Here is a 19,505-nt window from a genome sequence, read left to right on the forward strand (position 1 = left end):
CGCTCAGTCGCGAGAGATGCCGGTTGCAGGGACGTCGCTCGAGGCCGGCGGCATCACGGTGTCGGGGATCAGCACGTGGATGAGCGCGGGAGCGTCAGCGGCGAGTGCGCGATCGAGAGCGGGGCCGAACTCCTCAGTGCGCTCGACGCGCTCACCGTGCCCGCCGAAGGAGCGCATCCAGTCGGCGAAATCGGGGTTCGCCATGCGGGTGCCCGAGCGGCGGCCGGGGTAGTGGTTCTCCTGGTGCTGCACAATCGTGCCGTAGATCTCGTTGTCGATGACGATGACGAGGGGCTTCGCGCCGTGCGCGACGGCTGTCGCGATCTCCTGGCCGTTCATGAGGAAGTCGCCGTCGCCGCAGACCGCGACGACGTTCCGCTCGGGGAAGATGAGTGAGCCTGCGACGGCAGCCGGAACTGCGAGTCCCATCGCGCCGTTGCGGGCCCCAACGAGGCTCGCCGGGGTGAGGTGCTTCACGAATCGGTGGGCCCAGATCGTCGCGTTACCCGCGCCGAACGTGAGTACCGCCTGGCCCTGCAGGCGGTCGTCGAGCTCGCCAAAGGCGACGCCCAAGTCCATCTGCTGCGCGACGCCATCGATCGAGGCGTCGGCGCGGTGCGCCTCGGTCGCGAGCTGCGCCTGGGCGCGGCCTGCCATCCAAGCGTCGTCGCGGCCACCGCGGGCTGCGCTCGCGTCAACGCCCGAGAGCGCTTCAACGAACGTCGCGGGGGTTGCGAGCACGTGCTTGTCGGTGCGGCCGGAGTGCATCGTCGCGTCTGGGTCGGCGGTCACGAGCACAGTCTCGGCGTCGAAGCCCTGCGTGTAGCCGTCGCTCAGCACGTCGGCGCGGCCGCAGCCGACGAAAATGAGCATGTCGGCGTTGATGTAGCCCTCGGCGACAGCATCGGTGCGCCCGTAACCGAGCCAACCGGCCCAGGCCCCGCCAACGTGCGGCACCGCATCGTAGGCGCGCCAATCGCAAAACACGGGGACGCCTGCAGCTTCAGCGAACGCCATGAGCACGGCGCCCTGGCCCTCGTGCCAGCCATCGCCGCCAACGACGATCGCGGGACGCTCAGCCTTCGCGAGCCGCCCGACGAGCGCGTCAATCTCCGCGGGGTGCGGAGCCGGTGCGGGGGGAGCGACCGGAAGGGCTACGGCGGGGGCCGCGGGGAGCACGAGCACGTCTTCGGGGAGCCCGATCACGACGGGCCCGGGGCGGCCCGACGCAGCGATCCGCATCGCCTCAGCAACGAGCTCGCCTGCGCGGTCGGGGTTGTCGATCGTCATGACGCGCTTCGCTGTCGAGCCGAACCACCCGGTGAGCGAGAACTCCTGGAACGCGTCGCGCTCGCGGTCGTTCACAGGCACGAGCCCAACGAACAGCACGAGCGGAGTCGCGTCCTGGTACGCCGTGTGCACGGCAATCATTGCGTTCGCGGCGCCGGGCCCGCGCGTGACCATTGCGATGCCGGGGCGGCCCGTCAGGCGGCCCTCGGCGAGCGCCATGAAGCCGGCGCCACCCTCCTGGCGGCAGACCACGGTCTCGACGCCCGAGTCGTGCAGGCCATCGAGCACGTCGAGGTAGCTCTCGCCGGGCACCGCGTACACGCGCTCGATGCCGTGCGCCTCGAGCGTGCGGACGATGAGGTGCCCTGCCGAGTGCTGTGCTGCGTCAGGTGCGTGCTGCGTGGTCATGGTCTCTCCTTGTGAAGCGGTGCGACGCGTCGTCGCGGAATTCGAAGTATCGGTCGGCGGTGCCAAGCGGGCGCGGTCAGGCGTCGCCGGTGGCGAGGATCGCCGACAGGGGCTCGCCCGAGCTGATGCGCGCAACGAGCGCGGGCTCCGCCGCGTCAGACGCGAGGGCAGCGTCAAGCACGTCGTCGCCTGGGCCCTCAGGCGGCAGGATCAGGATCCCCTGGGCGTCGCCCAGCACGAGGTCCCCAGGGCGCACTGTCACGCCGGCAACCTCGATCACCCGATCCAGCGCGCCGTCGACTTCGCCCGCGAGGGCGCCCGAGCGCTTGGTCGTGCGCGCAGTGAGGCCCGTCGCGAATACGGGGAGCCGATCCTGCAGCTCGCGCAGCGCCGCCTGGTCAGTGACCGGGCCGTCGACGACGATACCCGCCGCACCCTGCGCGATCGCGGCGTGGGCGGTGACCGCGCCGACCGGGGCGTGCCCGCGACCGGCAACGCGGATCACGAGCACATCGCCCGGTTCAAGCGCGAGCAGCGCGCGGTTCACCGCGAACGCGTCAGGCTCGGTGAGATCGAGCGTGCGGGCGCGCCCCACGAGCTGGGGGCCGCGGTTCATCGGGCGGAGATCTTGATCGCAGAATCCATCCTCGAGGAAGTGCCCGAGCGTCGGAATCTCGACGCTTGTGAGCGCCGCGATCAGTTCATCGGTGGATCGACTCATTGGTTAGGCCTCCTCACGTACGACGGCGACGCACTCAATCTCGAACGGAATGTCCCAGATGTCTACGCACACCGTCGTGCGCGCAGGCTTCGCGTCGCCGAAGTACTCGGCGTAGATCCGGTTGAACGGGTCCCGCTGCTCGGGCGCCGTGAGGTAGGCGTTCACCTTCACCACGAGATCGAGGCCCGAGCCAGCGGTCTCGAGGACGGAGCGGAGGTTTTCGATGCAGACACGCACCTGATCCTCGAACTCCGCGGGCGCGGTGCCGTCTGCGTGAAACGGCACCTGCCCCGTCGTGAACACCAACCCGTTCGCGACGACAGCCTGCGAGTAGGGTCCGATCGCCGGGGCGAGCCCCGGCGCCGAGTCGATCCGCCGAATCAATGGTCGACCGAGATTGCAGTCGTAGCGCCCACGCGGTCGATGTCGCGCTTGTGGTTATCGCTCAGCAGGAACAGCGCAACGAACGACAGTACTGCCGCGGCGGCGATGTACCAGGCGATCGAGTCGCTCTGGCCGGTAAGGTCGAGCAGCCACACGGTGATCGCGGGGGTGATTGCCGAGCCGAGCAGGCCCGAGAGCATGTAAGAGATCGAGAGCCCCGAGTAGCGCACCTTCGAGCCAAAGAGCTCGGCGAGGAACGTCGCGATCGGGCCGTAGTTCGCTGAGAACGCGACCATCATCAGACCGTACGCAAGGAACACTGCACCGGTGTTGCCGGTGTTGATGAGCCAGAAGAACGGGAATGCGAGGAGCGCCTCGGCTGCGATACCCGCCGCGATGATCGGCTTGCGACCGTACTTGTCCGAGAGCTTGCCGAAGAACGGGATGAGGAACAGGCCGAGGAGGCAGGAGACGAGCACAACCCAGAGCATGAGGTTCGCCGAGAAGCCCTTCTCGCTCGTGCCGTAGTTCATGCCTGAGGCGACCATAAGCGTGAACGTCGAACCAGTCGAGAGGGTCGCGATACCACCGAGCACAACCTGCTTCCAGTAGTGCTTCATGAGGTACGCAAACGGCAGCTTCGCCTTCGCGCCCTGCTCGCGGACCTGCTGGAAGCTCGGGGTCTCCTCGATGTTCAGGCGGATGTAGATGCCGACCGCAACGAGCAGGATCGAGGCGATGAACGGAACACGCCAGCCCCACGAGATGAGCGCCTCCTGCGACACCGAGGCGGTGACGATGAGGAACGCGACGTTCGCGAGCAGCGTGCCGAACGGAACGCCGACCTGCACGAGCGAGCCATACCAGCCGCGCTTGTTCTCGGGCGCGTGCTCAACGGTCATGAGCACCGCGCCGCCCCACTCGCCGCCAAGGGCGAGGCCCTGGATGATGCGGAGTGTCAGCAGGATGAACGGCGCGGCAATGCCGATCGTGTTGTAGTCGGGAACGAGGCCGATCGCGAGGGTCGCCGCGCCCATCGTGAGCAGCGAGACGAGCAGCATCGACTTGCGGCCGAGGCGGTCGCCGAAGTGGCCGAACAGGATCGCGCCGACGGTACGCGCGACGTAGGCCGCTGCGAACGTCAGGAACGACAGGATCGTGCCGACGGCCGGGGGCAGGTCGGGGAAGAAGACCTGGTTGAAGACGAGGGCCGAGGCGGTTCCGAATAGGAACAGGTCGTACCATTCAACAGTCGTTCCGATGACGCTCGCCGTGGCGATCTTTCGCATCTTGGACTGGTCAAGGCGTGCGTTTGGGACAGCCTCGTCCGTAGCTAGCTGTGCAGTCATTGTTTCCTCCATGGAATACGTGTTGGGCACGTCGCTGGCCCACCTATCAACGTTCGCCTGTTCTCGCGAAAGCGGCAATCGACATTCGCACACGGTTGACCCCGCAGATTATGCATCTGCACATCCTCGTTCAAGTTTGCGCCCCAAAGTGACGTTTGGAGTGTGTAAAGATTCAATATTATGGAAGCGACGGCCGGCGAGGGAGATGCGACAGTGACACGCACAGTGACGAGCGAGGCACCCCAGGATCAGTGGTGGATCACGACCCTCGCCGACCTCCGCGACGACATGGACGCGCTCGTCGACGATTTCGTTGCACGCCTCCAGGCCGTCGGGAGCGGCTACGAGGATATCTCAGCCAGCGATATCCGCGCGACCGCGCGCGAGACGCTGACGCTACTCATCACCGAACTCCGCGGCGAACCGCTCCCCGAGCACCTGCAAGATCTCCCCCAGCGACTTGGCGTGCGGCGCGCTCGTCAGGGGGTCGATCGCGACAGGCTCCTCGAGGCCGTGCGCCTCGACTACCGCGTGCTGTGGGCGGGACTCACCCGAGTCGTCTCAGCCGAAGACGCCGCCCTCCTCGTCGCGCACGCAGAGGTCGTGCTCTCCACGGTTGAGGACTACATCAGCGAGGTCCAGGTCGCATTTCTCAACGAGCTCGACACACTCGCGCTCGACTCCCGGGCCGCCGAGACGCGGGCGATCGCGAGGCTCCTCGCTGCCGAACGCCCCGAGGATGTTGCCGCCGAGGTCGCGGAAGAGCTCGGCACTCCGCTCGACGCCGAGTACGAGGTGGTGCTCGTGCCATCTGCCGACGCAGCCAGCGCCCACAGGCTCGTCGCCGACCTACAGCACACGCGCGCCCGTTTCCTCGTCTGGGACTTCGACGACGGCGTGCTCTTTGTCAGGCCGCGTGCCGACGTCCTCGGGCGACACCCGCTCGCCGCCACGCGGGGGGTCGTCGTCGACGAGATCGCGGGTCTCGCCGGGGTGGCTGAGGCGGCTCGCCTCGCCCATCTGCTGGCGCCCTACGCCCCCGATGGGCGGCTCAGCGACGAGCACGAACTCTGGCCACCTGTCGCCGCTGACGCCCTCGCGCCCATCCTTCCCGGGCTCAGCCCCGCGGCCGTCGCCGGACTCGGGTCGGTCTCCCCTGGCGATCGCGGTCGACTCATTGACACATTCCTCGCGTACTGCGAAACAGGATCGGTGAAGCTCACCGCTGAGGCCGGGTTCGTGCACCGCAACACCGTCGTCAACAGGCTTCGCGCGTTCCATGACCTCACAGGCATGGACCCGACAGTGCCTCGCGACGCAGCCAGGGCGCTGATCGCGCTGTCGGGCGCGCGCGATCCTGATCTCGAGTCCCTTTGAATCCGCCCTGAGAGTGGCCCCGTCCCAGGTATTTCGCGGCCCGCTTTCTCTACGCTGAAGCCATGAACTGCCCTAGCGACGGAACAACCCTGCTCATGAGTGAGCGTCAGGGAATCGAGATCGACTACTGCCCCCAGTGCCGCGGCATCTGGCTCGACCGCGGCGAGCTCGACAAGATCCTTGAGCGCGCGCAGGCCGAGGCCGAGGCCTTCGCCGGGCAGCAGGCCCCGCAACACCAGGCCCCACAGCCGCCCGCAGCCCCGGCGGCTCCCGCCGCACCCAGTCCCGCGCCGCCGCTCGGCGACCACTACTCACAGCCGGTGCCGCCGCAGCCCACAGGGTATGGCGACCGCGGCTACGGCGAGCGTGAGTACGATCGGCGCGACCGAGGCTACGACCGCGACCGCGACGACCGGAAGCCCCGCTACGACGACCGCAGCCGTGGCGGCTACGGTGACCCGCGCTACCGCAAGAAGAAGAGCCCGTTCGAGTTCCTCGGCGATATCTTCGACTCCTAGGCGCTCGCGCCACTGGGGCGGTGGCCCAGGGTTCGGGGCACACCGGCTCTTGAGTGCCGAGCCCCCCGAACGCTGAGCCCGGGCTTGCGTGCCGTCGCCCCACGGGGAAGCCCCTTTCATGCAAGACACCCCCTTCTCCTCAGTTGGTAAGGGGGTGTCTTGCATGAAAGGGGCTCTGCGGCGAGGCTACGCGGTCGCGAGCCGCCAGCCTGCTCCCACTAGGGGTGCCGCCCGCCCGTGACTGGCAGCACCGCCCCGGACACGTAAGACGCCTCTTCCGACGCGAGATACACGTACGCACCTGCGAGCTCCGCGGGCTGTGCGGGTCGCCCCAGCGGCGTGTTGTCGCCGAAGTGCTCCTGCTTCTCGTCCCACCCCGTCGCGGGAATCAGCGGCGTCCAGACCGGGCCGGGCGCCACGGCGTTCACCCGCACGCCGCGCTCGCCCTGCTGCTCCGCGAGGGCGCGCGTGAACCCCACGAGCGCGGCCTTCGTCATTGCATAGTCGAGCAGGTCCGGGCTCGGCTCAAACGACTGGATCGATGCGGTCACAATGATGCTCGCACCGGGCGTGAGGCGCGGCGCCGCCTCGCGGACGAGCAGCAGCGGCGCAACAAGGTTGGTCTCAAACACCGTGAGCACCGCCTCCCGGTCGATCTGCGCGTCCGCGTCGCGTCGGCGTTGCGTGCCCGCGTTCAGCACAAGAACGTCCAGGCCGCCAAGCTCGACGACGGTGTCGCGCACCGTCTCCACGCAGGTCGACTCGTCGCGCAGATCGCCGGGGAGCAGCACGCACCGGGAGCCCTCTGCTTCAACGAGCCGCCGCGTCTCGAGCGCATCGGCCTCCTCCTCGGGCAGGTACCCGATCGCGACGTCGGCACCCTCACGGGCGTACGCGAGCGCGACCGCCCGGCCGATGCCGGAGTCTCCGCCAGTGATGAGCGCTCGCGCCCCCGTAAGCCGGGCACTGCCCCGGTAGCTATGTTCGCCGTGGTCGGGCTGCGGAATCATCGGTCCCGTCAAGCCGGGCTGCGACTCCTGTGGCTGCTTCGCCCACGGTGGCCTCGGGTACTTCGTTCGCGGGTCCACGTGCGGTGTCATGATTGCCTCCCTCGCTCTCGATAACGTGTGGTTCGAGCTTCCCTTTCACAGCGCGACTCCCCAACCCCTTGAATTCCCAGCATTCAGCCGCGACCACGCACGAAATACCACAGGCGTATCGCGAAACACAACCCCCTCGCCGCCGCCCTTGCCCGGGCGTACCGTATCTTTCACGCCTCAACGAAAGTCGTTCGGCGGGAAGGAGCAGCACCATGAGCTTCATCGCATTTCTTATTCTCGGCCTCATCGCGGGTGCTATCGCAAAGGCGCTACTGCCAGGCGAACACGGCGGAGGCTGGTTCATGACGCTACTGCTCGGCGTTGTCGGAGCGATGGTCGGCGGCTGGCTCGGCGGCATGCTGTTCGGTGCCAACCTCGGCGAGTTCTGGTCGATTGAATCCTGGCTGGTCGCAATCGGCGGCTCGGTCGTCGTACTACTCGTCTTCGGCATGATCACGGGCGGCCGCAGGCGGGAGGCGTAACCATGACACAGTCTGATTCCACGACGCACACGGACTCCACTCAGCGGACGGCCGACGAACCCAGCACCGTCACCGTTGAGACTGGCAAGGGGTCAGCTCACGCCCTGAACGACGTCGCGAGCGACCCTGCCCACGACACCCACCTCGGTTCAGACTGGACCGCCGAGGGCGGCGCGGTCCCGTCTGGCCCCGCAACGGCAGCACCCGAGCACGGACGCGAAGCTGACCGCGGCGACGAGACCAGCGGAGGGTAACCCCGCCCGTCACCCCAGCGGGTCCCCCTAGGCGTTCAGTTCTCCGCTGGCCAGTATGCCCCGCCCGACACGGGCGGGGCATACTCATGCGCGCTGGGTCCGGTGCGGACTAGGGCCCGGGCTATACCTCAGGATCGACCTTGGCGCGCACGGCGTTGCGGTCGGCAACGAGCGTATCCCGGACGGTCCGACGGAGCACCTTGCCGATCAGTGACTTCGGCAGCTCCTCCCACACAACGTACGTGCTCGGACGCTTGAACTCGGCGAGGTGCTCGCGGGCGGCTTCACGAGCGGCGCCCTCATCGAAGGTTGCACCCTCTTCGAGCACCACAACCGCGGTAACGATCTCGGCTCCGCTGCCACGCGCGACACCGACGACAGCGCTCTCAGCGACGCCGGGCACCGTGTTCACGACGCGCTCGACCTCGCTCGGAGAGACGTTGAAACCTCCAGTAATGATGAGCTCTTTCTTGCGGTCGACGACGGTGACGAAGCCGTCCTCATCCTGCACCACAAGATCCCCGGTACGGAGCCAGCCACCTTCAAGTAGGGTTGCTGCCGTCTCCTCTGGCCGGTTCCAGTACCCCTGGAAGACCTGCGGCCCGGCAATGAGCAGCTCTCCGACCTCGCCGAGTTCGACCTGCTCGGTCGGCTCGTCGGGATTCACGACACGAATATCGGTCGAAGGGAATGGGATGCCGATGGCTCCGATCCTGCGCGCGTCGCTGAAGGGGTTCGCAAGCGCGACCGGACTTGTCTCAGTGAGCCCGTAGCCCTCGTTCAGCATGCTGCCAGCGAGCGCCTCCCACCGGTTCACTACCGCGGGAGTAAGCGTCATCGCGCCAGAGATCGCGTAAACAACGCCTGAGAGGTCGAGCTTGCCGTCGCGCGCAACGCGGGCGAGGCGGTCAAACATTGGCGGCACCGCTGGCACGAAGGTCGGCGGGAAGCGCTTCGCTGCCTGTGAGACAAGCTCGGGGTCAAAGGTCGGAAACAGCACCGCGCGCGAGCCAGTCTCGATCGAATAGATGATCGACAGCAGCACGCCAAAAGAGTGGAACATCGGGAGGAGGCCGTAGATCGACCCCTCGCCGCGGGTGAAGTCAGGCATCCACGCCGCCCCCTGACGGGCATTCGCCCACAGGTTGCCGTGCGAGATCATCGCGCCCTTCGGTGTGCCCGTCGTGCCCGAAGTGTACTGCAGGCAGGCAATGTCATCGCGGCCTGGCCGGGGGTGGCTTGCCGGGAGAAGCTGGGCGCGCTCGAGATCCACGAACGCCACGGTTCCCGTCGTCTCCGCCCAGAGCTTCGCCCGCCCCTCGCGCGCCTTGGCGATCGGCAGGCGAAGCGCTGCCCGGGTCGCAAACGGCATCGCCCGGGTAACGTCGACCGCGACGACGGTCTCGATGCCAAGATCCTTGGGCAGCGACTGCACGGTCCCGACGACGTTCGTCCAGGCGATGACAACGCTCGCGCGGTGGTCGCGGAACTGCGTTTCGAGCTCGTCGCGGGTGTACAGCGGGTTGTGCTCGACGACGATCGCGCCGAGCCTAAGCACAGCGTAGAACGCGATGACGTGCTGAGGGGCGTTCGGCATGATGAGCGCAACACGATCGCCCGTGCCAACGCCGAGGTCCGCGAGGCCTTGCGCCACCCGGGAGACCCGCTCTCCGAGCTCGCGGTAGGTAACAGTCCGGCCAAAGAAGCTGATCGCGTCGCGGTCCGCCCACTGCGCGCAGCGCTCGTCGAGCAAGTCGGCGAGGGATCCTGTGACTGGCTCGATGTCAATCGGCGTGCCCGTGGCATAGAACCGATTCCACTCGCGCGTTTCATTCAGATGCATGAATACTAGGGTACCCATGGCCGACACCAACGTTGTACGATGACCGGAAGCTATGCATTTACTAGGAATTGGGGCGTGGGGATGCGGCAGCTGAAATTCGTGCAGGCCATGGCAGGGGCGGCCCTATCGGCTGTGCTTGCTGTAACTCCGGCAGCGGGGGCGGCTTCACTGACCCCTGCGGAGGGGCCACTTCTCGGCGGCCAAACAGTGAGCATCGACGTCCCATCTCCCCCTGCGCCACCCAAGATTGTGCGCATCAGCGGGGGCAACCACTCGTCACTTGCGATCGGTGAGGACGGGCGCGTGTACGGCTGGGGTGGCAACGGAGCCGACGAGATTGGCGCCGAAGAATCAGGGTCCAAGACCGTTCCGGTACGGTCCCAGACCCCCGCAGGCGTCACCTTTGACGACGTCGCTGTCGGAACCTTCACGTCCTATGCAGTCGGGAGCGACGGCAAGTCGTACGCCTGGGGCAGAGGCGAGTACGGCGCCCTTGGTGACGGGTCCACACAAGGGCGACGATCGCTTCCAGCAGAGCTTGCTCCTCCAGGCGGTGTTCAATTTGCCAAAATCATCGCCGGAAACGACCACGCGTTCGGCATCGACTCTGCCGGGAACGCATACGGGTGGGGTTTGAACCTCAACCACCAGCTCGGCGACGGCACCTACAACTATCTGCAGCCCACCCCGGTCCCGGTAATGATGCCAACGGGCGTCACGTTCACCGACCTGAGCGCCCTCGCAGACCACACACTGGCGGTCGGCAGCGATGGCAACACCTACGCTTGGGGCACGAACTCCTACGGACTCCTCGGAACATCCGCGTTCCCGCGCCCGCTCAACAAGCCGACCAAGGTCACCACTCCCAGAGGCGTGAGCTATACGCAGGTGGCAGCCGGGTGGGACTTCTCAGTCGCACTCGGCGACGACAAACAGCTCTACTCGTGGGGCTCCAACTACAACGGTGTGCTGGGAACTGGAGCCAACACCGCGGATAGTCGCGTGCCTGTCAAAGTGGCGACACCTGCTGGCGTGCTCTTCGAACGCGTCGTCTCAGGCGGCGATCACACACTCGCGCTCACAGTCGACGGCGACATCTACGCCTGGGGTTCGAACGCCTCGGGCGAACTCGGCAACGGCGCAACGTCGTCTGCAGGCAATTCGACCCCAACGCTCGTACGCGCTCCAGCCGGCGTCAGCTTCATCGGCATCTCCGCGGGCGCAGGCACTTCGTTCGCGCGCGGCAGTGACGGACTCTCGTACAGCTGGGGAAGTAATTCGTTCGGTCAACTCGGAGACGGTACCCGAGACGACCTCCCAACTCCGTCACCTGTGCTCCCACCCGAGATGAAGGCGAAAGTCACGGGTGTCACGTTCGGGGCGCATCCCGGGACCCACATCACGCACGATGCCACCGGAAGCGCCACTGTGCAAACGCCAGCTGGCGACGAGTATGGCGCGGTGGATGTGGAGGTCGATTGGGCTGTCAACGGCGAGCCGCAAGACTCGATCACGCTCCCACGGGGATACCTATACGGTGACCTTCCAACGGTGACGGCGCCCGCTTCCCAGGACTCCCGTCTTGGCGCCGAGGCCACGTTCTCGACCCAGGCGACTGGAAGTCCCGCGCCGCAACTCACTTGGGAGTACTTGGTGGACGACGGGGCAGGCTGGCGGTCAGTCGAGGCCGACCCAGCAGTCAGCGTTTCAAACGACTCGCAATCGATTACCGTCCTTGTCGGCCCCGAACACGTGAACGTCGACTACCGCGTCGTCGCAACAAACGCGCTTGGCACCGAGATCACGCAGCCGGCCGGGCTGCGAGTTCCCACACGAACAGTCACGTTCGACGCAGCGGGCGGATCAGAAGTTCAATCACAGGCTGTCCTCGCAGGTGGAGCAGTGGCCGAGCCCGACACGACGCCCGTGCGTGACGGATTCACTTTCACAGGGTGGACCCTCGACGGCGCAATCTACGACTTCGGCGCCCCCGTCGACAGGGACATCACGCTCATTGCCGGATGGCAAGAAGACATTATTGAAATGCACAGCGTGACGTTTGACCCGGCAAACGGCAACGACGCGTTTACGACCCAAGTACCCCACGGTGAGTCAGTCTCAGCGCCGGCAGACCCCGTTCGCGAAGCGTTCGAGTTTACTGGCTGGCTGCTTGACGGCGCCCCGTACGACTTTGCGACGCCCATCGTCGCAGACGTCACCCTGACGGCGGGATGGCAAGCAGCACCTCTCCCCATTTACACGGTGAGGTTCGACCCGGGAAACGGTGAAGCTCCGACCACCCAGGAGATCGTCTCAGGTGAGCCAGTCCTGCAGCCGCAGCCCCCAGCTCGTGATGGCTACATCTTCGCAGGCTGGCTGCTTGACGGCACAGAGTACGACTTCGACCTGCCAGTGACGACCGATCTCAACCTGTCGGCGCAGTGGGAAAAAGCACCTGCTACGCACTTCACAGTCACCTTTGACCCTGCAAACGGCAGCGATGCGTTCACTCAGCACGTGCAAAGCGGCGCCCCCGTGGTGAAACCAGACGCTCCCGCCCGAGCTGGCTTCACGTTCACGGCGTGGCTCGCTGACGGCGACGTCTACGACTTCGCGTCGCCCGTGATAGGCGACCTGCAGCTCACGGCCGGGTGGGAGCCTGCCGTCGTGCCGCCGATAACCAAGCCGCCGGTGACCCCGGCGCTAGCGCCTCAACCTCCAGTGACCTCGCCCAAACCCGGCATCGCTGAGTCCGGCAGCGAGGCCGCAGGCATGCTCACGAGCGCTGCCCTATTGTTCGGGCTCGGTCTTGCCTGCTTGGCCGTCGCCAACCGCAGACGGCAGGCGCGGTAGCGCCTCGCAGCGGGGGTCCCGGAAAGCCACGGTTGAGCTGCCACTCCCCGTAGACCCGGCTGGGGCTGTCTGCTACGTACGCGAGAAATCGACCGCGAGGCTCCCCAATTCGTCACGGATCTCGTCAATCCGGCGAATAAGCGAACTGACCGATGTGCGCACCGCGATAGCACTCACGCTCACTGCGCCGTCGATTCGGCCCGGGACGTGAAGCGCAATGGGAACAGCGATGCACTCAACACCGACCTCGCTCTCTTGCTCGTCGAGCGCGTATCCACGAGCTCTGCACAGCTCGAGCTCGCGCCAGAGCGCATCCGCGTTTGTGACGGTGGCCTGCGTACGGGCGGTCAACGACCTGGCCCCTACCCAGTCGTCGAAGCCCCCGCGGTCACGGTATCGCTCGGCGAGGAGCACTTTACCCACCCCCGTGGCGTGAGCGGGGTTACGCCCTCCGATCACTGACGTTAGTCTCATACTTCCGCCCGGAGGGTCGGCTTTTGCGCGGTAGACAACCTCGCCGCCGTCGAGAACCGCGAAGTGAGTTGTCTCTCCAAACCTCTCAGCAAGACGCGTGAGAACCGGGTTGATCCTCGCACCTTCGGGGCGCTGCTCGTGAACTGAAAAAGCAAGGCGCAGGAGCTCGTCGCCAAGCTCATAGCCCCCAGAGGGGTTCTGAAGCGCAAACCCGCGTTTTCTCAGCGTCGATAGCGCACGGTGCACGCTTGACTTTGGCTCGCCCAAGACAGACGCGAGTTCTTCGAGCGTCGCCCCACGAGGATGTCGGCCCAGCTCACTCAGAACCACCAAGACTCGGTCTGCACCAACCGCTCGTTCTTCAGGCATGTGTCCTCCAGGATGATCAGCCTACTAGCTCGCGGAGTTCAAATAATTGGCATCCGATTCTATCTATTGGAATATAATCACATCACAGTGCCCACAACAGGAAAGGACAACGATGTCTCTGACAGCAGTAGTGACCGGAGGACTGAGCGGCCTCGGAGCGGCGACAGCCGCCAGGCTCGGCGCCGATGGCGTGGACGTCATCACCATGGACATATCGCCGCTCGCCGACGTCCAAGTCGACGTGAGCGACCCGAACGCGGTCGCTCAAGCTGCCAGGCAGGTTGGGCCAATTAGCATCCTCATCAACAGCGCGGGAATCGTGGGTGACAGCGCGCCGACATGGGAGATCACCGACGAAAACTGGACGCGAACCCTCGCGGTCAATCTCACAGGCACATTCAACATGTGCCGGGCATTTGCACCGGGCATGATCGAGGCAGGCTGGGGCCGCATCGTCAACATCGCAAGCATGGCTGGCAAAGATGGCAACCCAAACATGGCCCCGTATTCTGCGTCGAAGGCCGCAGTGATCGGGCTCACCAAAACCCTTGGCAAAGAGCTGGCTCCCCACGGCGTCCTCGCGAACGTGGTCGCCCCCGCCGTGGTCGCGACCTCCATGAATGACCACACCGCGCCAGAAGTGCTCGCACACATCACAAGCCTCATCCCGATGGGACGCATCGGGAAGGCCGAGGAAGTCGCCGAACTCATCGCATGGCTGAGCTCTGACAAATGCAGCTTCTCGACGGGCGCTGTTTACGACATCAGCGGCGGTCGGGCAACCTACTAGCTGGCGAGCGCACCGGGTCCGTCGCCGCGGGCGCGCGACCCGGCGCACTCCAAGTTCACACCGCCACTGCGGTCAATAGCTCCCCACCAACCCGGATCTCGACGTCGCGCAGGTACTGTCCCACCCCCGCAAGATCAACCGAGACCCCAAGACCCGGCCCCCCGGGCGCGCTGACCCGCCGCTCAGCGTCGGGTTCGAGCGCGACAGTCGTAACTGCACGAGCGAGCGGACTCAACGCCAGCGGGAACTCGCACAGCGCGCTGCTCGCCTGGCCGGCAAAGGCGTGGAGCGATGCGGCGAGCGCGAGGTGCGACGTGAACGAGTGGTTCACGTACGTCACCCCTTCAGCTGCAGCAAAGTCCGCAACCTCCTTCGAAGCCCCGATTCCACCAACGCGGCCCGTGTCGATCTGCACGAACCGGACGCCACCGAAGCGGATGAGGTTCTTCGCCATCTCCGGGTTATGCGATGCTTCCCCACCCGCAAGCGAAACGTTCGGTGATCGCCGTGCGAGCTCGGCGTGCGCGCGATAATCGTATGGACTGAATGGCTCCTCGAGCCAGAGCACCCCCGACTCTTCGAGTAGCGGGATCCGCAAGGACGCTGCGTCAACATCGTCATCCCAGATCTGGCCGGCGTCGACCATTAATTGGGCCCCGCCGATGCCATCACGCGCGGCACGCAGTTGATCCCGGTCTGCCTCAAGGGCCCCGCCACCGAAGCCACCCCAGCCGAACTTCACCGCGGTGTAGCCCGCGGCGACTGCGTCGTTACCTCGCTTATACGTTTCTTCGGGGGTCGCGCCAAAAAGCAGCGAGGCATACGGCTGCTTCGAAAGGTTCTGCTCGTAACCAAGCAGCTGCCACACAGGGAGCCCGTGGTGTTTGCCAAGCAAGTCCCAGAGCGCCATCTCTACTCCAGACCAAGTGTGCGCGGCCTGCAGGAGATCCATGCTGTTGCGTCGAAGGTTGGCGCTGAGCCGCGCAATATCCGCGGGCTGCTCGATGGTTTCCCCGAGTACAGACGCGGCAACCGGCTGGCACACGCCGTGCGAACGGGGGGTCACGAAGGCGGCGATAGAAACGAGCGGCGAGGCTTCGCACTCCCCCCACCCCTCAAGGCCGGAGTCTGAGCGCACCCGCACGAGAAGCGCGTCCTGGCTCCCATCAGCGTCGAGCGTTACCTCCGGCATTGCCGCATAAAAAAAGTCGACCGCGTTGATCTGCACGCCGTCCTCCGTTCCCTCACCTTTGAGCATCGAATCAACAACAATCACATATTGTTAACAGTTAACTATATGCCGAAATGGGGCGCACATCCCACGACACTGCGAGGTACCACTTCACCGTTTCTCCCTGCCGCACAACGCGCAGGGCGTCCGCCGCACGAGCGTCATCACGTGTCCGCCCCGGAGTCGACATCATCTCTATCCCGAAGACGTCGCCTCGCCATGGCGATGCGGGCGGGCGAAAGTGTCGCCAAAAAAGCAAGTTCGGCGTCGCCCCCATGTCCGAGCGCACGCTCACCTTGCCGCCCAACCGTGGAACCGAGATCTCGACACACGGGTCTGCAAGCCTGACGCACAAGTGATCGTGCGAAGCGTCTGGCTCCACAGGAACGAGGTCGACTCGCGCGACACCGCCACCGACGACCTCCGCGTGCGGCCACACGAATTCCTGTCCGGCTGCGAAACGGTTCGCGCCAGGCTCGGAGACCTCGTTCGTCGTGTGGGCGCCGTCAGCCTCCACCAACACCGTGCCTCCGCCGAACACCTCCCTGGAAAAACAGGGATGCTCACCGAAGCTCACCTCGCGATCCCCCGCGCGGACATTTGTGACCTCGGTGTCAACACGCACTGTGTTCTCAGTGAGGCGCAGTGTTCGCACCGCCTCAAAGCCGTCGGTTTCCAGGGTGCACGACAGGGTGGCGTCGCCCTGGTGCACGACCTTCCAGGCTTCGCGGGGGAAGCTTCCATGCATCTGTTCGCCCGAATCTAAGACGCCAGGGATGCCTGCGTTCGGAAACATCCCGAACCAGCCTCCAGCGAACACCTGCTCATCAAACGGGTCTGCCTCGCTCGTCGCGGTGGCCGGGCGATCGAAGTCGTGGAGGGGCCCGTCCTGGCGCTGCCACAGGAGATTTGCCCCGTGACTTTGGGGAACTATTTCAGTGATGAGCATCCCGTGCCCCGGCAGGCACACAACGCGTAAGTCTGCGTTCTGAAGCACAATGCGGCGGCCCACTGTCACGTCTCCGCGATGGCAGCGCGGATAACGAACATGCAGCCCGCAAGAGGCTCGCGTTCCCAGTCGTCGTCGCCGAAGCCCTCAGCGGCCGTGGTCACGTACAGGTTGCTGCCAACAAATTCGCACGCGGTGACCTGAGACACAGGGAGGGAAAACTCACCCAACTTGTCGCCAGAAAGCGAGAACCTGTCCACTCTGCCGGCCCCGTAGCACGCGACCCAGAGGTTGCCGTCTGGGCCAATTGCAAGTCCATCTGGCAGTTCCGAGGCGTATTCGATGAGCACCTCCCGTTCGCTCCATCGTTCGCCCGCAGCGCTCGTCGGCACACGGTAGACGCGCTGCTCGATGCTCTCAGCGAAAAAGAGCCACGCCCCGTCTGGGCTCCATGCAAGCCCGTTCGGAATCGTCAGGCCGGTTGCGACGACTCGCTGCTCACCCCCGCCTTCAATCGCGACGAGCGAACCGGCCCCCACAGATTCGTCAGCCGCCATCCTTCCGACGTACAGCCTCCCCCACGGATCGCGTCGCGCGTCGTTCGAGATGAGCCCCCGCTCTCCGCCGCCAAACAAAGCTTCGGGTGCGCCCACGCTCTGCGCATCAGTCCGCCACAGGTACACCCCCTCGCCACCGATGAGCGAAAACTCGCCGCCGAGTCGCGGGAGCGCGGCGCCGAGTGGCGCAACGCCAGTCTCGTAGGTCGTCACGCTTCCGAGCACCGGATCAAGCAGGAACAGGCGCCCTGATTGAATATCGACCCACGAAAGCGTGCCAGTGTCCGGTGACCATATCGGCGCTTCGAGTAGCGTGCCGCGAGGCGCGCCAAGTACACGTTCAGCTCGTGCCGCACTCATACCGCGGTCAATCCGCCGTCAACAGTGAAGACCCCGCCGGTGCAGTAGCCAGCCTGATCACTCAGCAAGAAGAGACCCATCGCGGCGATTTCAGCTGATCGCCCGACTCGGCGCTGCGGAATCGCCTGAACTTCTTGCTCGAGCTTTGCCTCGTCGCGCATCACGAAATCGTTAATCGGAGTATCGATGAGCCCAGGCCAGACAACATTCACACGAATGCCGTGAGCCGCATACTCGTTCGCCATGACTCGGCCGAGCCCTGTTACGGCTGCCTTGCTCGCGCTGTACGCGTGGTGTCCGAGTTCCATTCCGAAATGGCCTGTCGGCGAGCCAATAAGTACGATGCTTGCCGATCCCGGCGTCGCACGGAGCATCGCGCCGACGGCGGCGCGGGAGACACGCATCGTGCCGCCTGCGTTCACGTCGACGACCCTGTGCCACACGGCATCAGCGAGACTGTCTACGGCGGCGTCAGTCTCAGGCTCGATTCCCGCAGAGACAACGAGCCCGTTCGGCGCACCGAACTCTTCGCAGGCGGCCAACACCCAGGCGTCAACGCTCGCAGTATCGGTGACATCCACACGTGAGGCGCTCAGACGGTCACTATTTACCCCGTCGCGGAGCGCCTCAACAGCGTCGAGTGCCACATCGGCAACCGAGACTCGGCACCCCTGAGCGAGCAGCGCGCTCACGGTGGCGAGACCAATGCCGCTGCCGCCACCGCTCACGAGCACGTGCGTATCGTGGAGGCTGCGGTAGATGACTGTCGGCTCAGTCACTGCGGACCTCACTGCCTTGTTTTCGCCCAAGCAGCCGAATCGGCGATGCCAGAACATGCTCATCAAGCATCTCGAGCGCGGCCGTCAGGTCTCCACCGCGGATCACCGCAAGCAGTTGAACATGCTCGTCCACAATGATTCCCGGATGCTCGTGAAGCGACCCAAGCTGGTAAAACCCCGCTCGAATGCGCGGCTCGATCGTCGACCACAACTGCTCGGCGTGGTAGTCATCAGACATCTTGATGATGTATGAGTGGAACTCGACGTCCAGATCGACAAGCTTCTGCAGTTGCTCTGGGCCGCCCGCCTCCACGGTTTCTGTCATCTGATCGATGATGTGCTGCAGCGCATCGATGTCGCGTTGCTGCAGCACCCTGAGCGCGCCCTCGAGCGCGAACTTCTCGAGTACGTACCGCACGGGAAGTAGGATCCCCCGCAAGTCGGCGTCTGAGATCTCGACGACGATCGCCCCCTTGAACGCCTCAACGACGATCAACCCGTCCTTCTCGAGCTGCCGCAACGCCTCGCGCACGGGGCCGCGGCTGATCCCAAATTCCTTGGCAATCGATTCCTCCGCGATGCGTGCCCCCGGGCTAATCTCGCCTCGGATCACTCTGCCTCGCAGAATGTCAGTCAGCTCTTGCGAGATCGTCAGGCGGTCACGCAGCACGCGCGCTTCCTGCTCTTTGGCCATCAGTTCACTCCGATCACATTCGGCAACATTTCCCATCCACCAACCCTCGGATGGTCACCCAGAAGTTGGAAACCCTCTGCAAACTGCACGCCGGCCTCGCGCCCGCGCTGCTGCGCCATACGGGTCGAGTCGTCGTCCATGTCAGTTTCGAAGATCCGTTCCATCCACGCTACCTGGCTCACGTGCTGCGCGAGCATCTCCTTGCGCCGTTCAATCACTGAAGTGATGTCGACGTAGCCTTCGGGCACAAAGTTTTGACCCTGGTAGGTGTCCATGATGAATGTTGTGGGGACTTCTGCGGGCGGGAACGCGGTTTCGATGAGCGGCACGCTCGCCGGGATCCTCGCGTCGCGAGCAATCGTTCCAGCGATCCGGTGATCGGGGTGATAGTCCTGCTCGCTCAGAATGAACATCAGGTCCGGCTGCGCCTCGCGGATCGCGTCTATGAAGCTCAGTCGGGTTTCCCTGTTACTGAACAAGAATTCGTCGTCGTAGCCCATCCAGATGAGCTTCGCCCCGATGAGCTCGCATGCCGCGAGCGCCTCAGCGTGCCGCATCTCGGCGATCTCCTCCTTCGTGCCGGTCGGGTGCCCGATCTCCCCTTTCGTGGCGATCGCGACAAACACCTCGTGCCCGGCGTCAGCGAGCAGGATCAAGGTGCCCGCGCAGAAGTTCTCGATGTCATCGGGGTGGGCCCCAATTGCTAGTACCTTCATCGTCTTC

General features: G+C 65.3%; 19 protein-coding genes. 6 read left to right on the forward strand and 13 right to left on the reverse strand.

What is annotated here, in order from left to right; translation table 11 throughout:
• Positions 1-3: 3 nt before the first annotated feature.
• The 4 genes from KI794_RS14380 to KI794_RS14395 all read right to left on the reverse strand — a co-directional run bounded on the left by KI794_RS14380 (position 4) and on the right by KI794_RS14395 (position 4,152).
• Positions 4-1,698 (reverse strand): thiamine pyrophosphate-dependent enzyme, encoded by a 1,695-nt coding sequence (locus tag KI794_RS14380; protein WP_119282697.1) that lies wholly within the window; start codon positions 1,696-1,698, stop codon positions 4-6.
• Between the two features lie 76 nt (positions 1,699-1,774).
• Positions 1,775-2,419 carry an RraA family protein gene (locus KI794_RS14385; RefSeq protein ID WP_119282696.1) on the reverse strand — a complete coding sequence of 215 codons (645 nt, stop codon included), beginning with the start codon at positions 2,417-2,419 and terminating at the stop codon, positions 1,775-1,777.
• Between the two features lie 3 nt (positions 2,420-2,422).
• The gene (locus KI794_RS14390; protein ID WP_119282695.1) at positions 2,423-2,803 is read right to left on the reverse strand and encodes a RidA family protein; all 381 of its coding nucleotides are present in this window, start codon (positions 2,801-2,803) and stop codon (positions 2,423-2,425) included.
• A complete protein-coding gene (locus tag KI794_RS14395; RefSeq protein WP_255808487.1) occupies positions 2,800-4,152 on the reverse strand; it encodes an MFS transporter in 1,353 nt (450 codons plus the stop codon). Before KI794_RS14395 ends, KI794_RS14390 begins: the two co-directional genes overlap by 4 nt.
• 180 nt (positions 4,153-4,332) lie before the next feature.
• Between KI794_RS14395 and KI794_RS14400 the strand changes: the two genes are divergently transcribed.
• Together KI794_RS14400 and KI794_RS14405 are read left to right on the forward strand one after the other, a co-directional pair.
• A complete protein-coding gene (locus KI794_RS14400) occupies positions 4,333-5,529 on the forward strand; it encodes a PucR family transcriptional regulator (protein ID WP_119282694.1) in 1,197 nt (398 codons plus the stop codon).
• 62 nt (positions 5,530-5,591) lie between these two features.
• A complete protein-coding gene (locus KI794_RS14405; protein ID WP_119282693.1) occupies positions 5,592-6,047 on the forward strand; it encodes a TFIIB-type zinc ribbon-containing protein in 456 nt (151 codons plus the stop codon).
• Between the two features lie 218 nt (positions 6,048-6,265).
• Here the strand turns inward: KI794_RS14405 and KI794_RS14410 are convergent, their stop codons facing one another.
• Positions 6,266-7,147, reverse strand: a complete 882-nt coding sequence (locus tag KI794_RS14410) for an SDR family oxidoreductase (RefSeq protein WP_255808488.1) — start codon at positions 7,145-7,147, stop codon at positions 6,266-6,268.
• A 212-nt stretch (positions 7,148-7,359) separates the two neighbouring features.
• On the opposite strand from KI794_RS14410, the gene KI794_RS14415 reads away from it, so the two are divergent.
• Together KI794_RS14415 and KI794_RS14420 are read left to right on the forward strand one after the other, a co-directional pair.
• Positions 7,360-7,629: a GlsB/YeaQ/YmgE family stress response membrane protein gene (locus tag KI794_RS14415; protein WP_119282691.1), complete on the forward strand. Its 270-nt coding sequence runs from the start codon at positions 7,360-7,362 to the stop codon at positions 7,627-7,629.
• 2 nt (positions 7,630-7,631) lie between these two features.
• Entirely contained in the window at positions 7,632-7,883 is a 252-nt protein-coding gene (locus KI794_RS14420; protein WP_255808489.1) for a hypothetical protein, read from the forward strand.
• A 121-nt stretch (positions 7,884-8,004) separates the two neighbouring features.
• On the opposite strand, the gene KI794_RS14425 is transcribed toward KI794_RS14420, so the two are convergent.
• Positions 8,005-9,726: an AMP-binding protein gene (locus KI794_RS14425; protein WP_255808490.1), complete on the reverse strand. Its 1,722-nt coding sequence runs from the start codon at positions 9,724-9,726 to the stop codon at positions 8,005-8,007.
• An 81-nt stretch (positions 9,727-9,807) separates the two neighbouring features.
• Between KI794_RS14425 and KI794_RS14430 the strand changes: the two genes are divergently transcribed.
• Complete coding sequence (locus KI794_RS14430; RefSeq protein ID WP_255809778.1) at positions 9,808-12,579, forward strand: RCC1 domain-containing protein; 2,772 nt, start codon at positions 9,808-9,810, stop codon at positions 12,577-12,579.
• Positions 12,580-12,651: 72 nt separating this feature from the next.
• On the opposite strand, the gene KI794_RS14435 is transcribed toward KI794_RS14430, so the two are convergent.
• Positions 12,652-13,422 (reverse strand): IclR family transcriptional regulator, encoded by a 771-nt coding sequence (locus tag KI794_RS14435; protein WP_119282687.1) that lies wholly within the window; start codon positions 13,420-13,422, stop codon positions 12,652-12,654.
• A gap of 112 nt (positions 13,423-13,534) precedes the next feature.
• On the opposite strand from KI794_RS14435, the gene KI794_RS14440 reads away from it, so the two are divergent.
• On the forward strand, positions 13,535-14,212 hold the full coding sequence (locus KI794_RS14440) for an SDR family NAD(P)-dependent oxidoreductase (RefSeq protein ID WP_255808491.1): 678 nt from the start codon (positions 13,535-13,537) through the stop codon (positions 14,210-14,212).
• A gap of 55 nt (positions 14,213-14,267) precedes the next feature.
• Here KI794_RS14440 and KI794_RS14445 read toward each other — a convergent pair whose 3' ends face one another.
• The 6 genes from KI794_RS14445 to KI794_RS14470 form a co-directional block, all read right to left on the reverse strand.
• Positions 14,268-15,488 (reverse strand): mandelate racemase/muconate lactonizing enzyme family protein, encoded by a 1,221-nt coding sequence (locus tag KI794_RS14445; RefSeq protein ID WP_255808492.1) that lies wholly within the window; start codon positions 15,486-15,488, stop codon positions 14,268-14,270.
• A 13-nt stretch (positions 15,489-15,501) separates the two neighbouring features.
• Positions 15,502-16,392, reverse strand: coding sequence for a hypothetical protein (locus tag KI794_RS14450; protein ID WP_162921135.1), 891 nt, complete (start codon positions 16,390-16,392; stop codon positions 15,502-15,504).
• Positions 16,393-16,457: 65 nt separating this feature from the next.
• Positions 16,458-17,309, reverse strand: coding sequence for an SMP-30/gluconolactonase/LRE family protein (locus tag KI794_RS14455; RefSeq protein ID WP_255808493.1), 852 nt, complete (start codon positions 17,307-17,309; stop codon positions 16,458-16,460).
• Complete coding sequence (locus tag KI794_RS14460; protein WP_162921134.1) at positions 17,306-18,088, reverse strand: SDR family NAD(P)-dependent oxidoreductase; 783 nt, start codon at positions 18,086-18,088, stop codon at positions 17,306-17,308. The genes KI794_RS14455 and KI794_RS14460 overlap by 4 nt, the downstream gene beginning before the upstream one ends.
• Positions 18,081-18,782: a GntR family transcriptional regulator gene (locus KI794_RS14465; protein ID WP_162921133.1), complete on the reverse strand. Its 702-nt coding sequence runs from the start codon at positions 18,780-18,782 to the stop codon at positions 18,081-18,083. Before KI794_RS14465 ends, KI794_RS14460 begins: the two co-directional genes overlap by 8 nt.
• Positions 18,782-19,498: a PIG-L deacetylase family protein gene (locus KI794_RS14470; RefSeq protein WP_119282866.1), complete on the reverse strand. Its 717-nt coding sequence runs from the start codon at positions 19,496-19,498 to the stop codon at positions 18,782-18,784. Before KI794_RS14470 ends, KI794_RS14465 begins: the two co-directional genes overlap by 1 nt.
• Between the last annotated feature and the right edge of the window lie 7 nt (positions 19,499-19,505).

This window comes from Leucobacter aridicollis, assembly GCF_024399335.1.
Classification (GTDB): domain Bacteria; phylum Actinomycetota; class Actinomycetes; order Actinomycetales; family Microbacteriaceae; genus Leucobacter; species Leucobacter aridicollis_A.

Excerpts from the sequence above, each read along its gene's own strand:
- KI794_RS14465 (WP_162921133.1), bottom strand. The coding sequence starts at position 18,782 with ATGGCCAAAGAGCAGGAAGCGCGCGTGCTGCGTGACCGCCTGACGATC.
- KI794_RS14440 (WP_255808491.1), top strand. The coding sequence starts at position 13,535 with ATGTCTCTGACAGCAGTAGTGACCGGAGGACTGAGCGGCCTCGGAGCG.
- KI794_RS14395 (WP_255808487.1), bottom strand. The coding sequence starts at position 4,152 with ATGACTGCACAGCTAGCTACGGACGAGGCTGTCCCAAACGCACGCCTT.
- KI794_RS14385 (WP_119282696.1), bottom strand. The coding sequence starts at position 2,419 with ATGAGTCGATCCACCGATGAACTGATCGCGGCGCTCACAAGCGTCGAG.
- KI794_RS14425 (WP_255808490.1), bottom strand. The coding sequence starts at position 9,726 with ATGCATCTGAATGAAACGCGCGAGTGGAATCGGTTCTATGCCACGGGC.
- KI794_RS14415 (WP_119282691.1), top strand. The coding sequence starts at position 7,360 with ATGAGCTTCATCGCATTTCTTATTCTCGGCCTCATCGCGGGTGCTATC.
- KI794_RS14430 (WP_255809778.1), top strand. The coding sequence starts at position 9,808 with ATGCGGCAGCTGAAATTCGTGCAGGCCATGGCAGGGGCGGCCCTATCG.
- KI794_RS14450 (WP_162921135.1), bottom strand. The coding sequence starts at position 16,392 with ATGCTCATCACTGAAATAGTTCCCCAAAGTCACGGGGCAAATCTCCTG.
- KI794_RS14470 (WP_119282866.1), bottom strand. The coding sequence starts at position 19,498 with ATGAAGGTACTAGCAATTGGGGCCCACCCCGATGACATCGAGAACTTC.
- KI794_RS14400 (WP_119282694.1), top strand. The coding sequence starts at position 4,333 with ATGGAAGCGACGGCCGGCGAGGGAGATGCGACAGTGACACGCACAGTG.
- KI794_RS14420 (WP_255808489.1), top strand. The coding sequence starts at position 7,632 with ATGACACAGTCTGATTCCACGACGCACACGGACTCCACTCAGCGGACG.
- KI794_RS14410 (WP_255808488.1), bottom strand. The coding sequence starts at position 7,147 with ATGACACCGCACGTGGACCCGCGAACGAAGTACCCGAGGCCACCGTGG.
- KI794_RS14380 (WP_119282697.1), bottom strand. The coding sequence starts at position 1,698 with ATGACCACGCAGCACGCACCTGACGCAGCACAGCACTCGGCAGGGCAC.
- KI794_RS14405 (WP_119282693.1), top strand. The coding sequence starts at position 5,592 with ATGAACTGCCCTAGCGACGGAACAACCCTGCTCATGAGTGAGCGTCAG.
- KI794_RS14455 (WP_255808493.1), bottom strand. The coding sequence starts at position 17,309 with ATGAGTGCGGCACGAGCTGAACGTGTACTTGGCGCGCCTCGCGGCACG.
- KI794_RS14435 (WP_119282687.1), bottom strand. The coding sequence starts at position 13,422 with ATGCCTGAAGAACGAGCGGTTGGTGCAGACCGAGTCTTGGTGGTTCTG.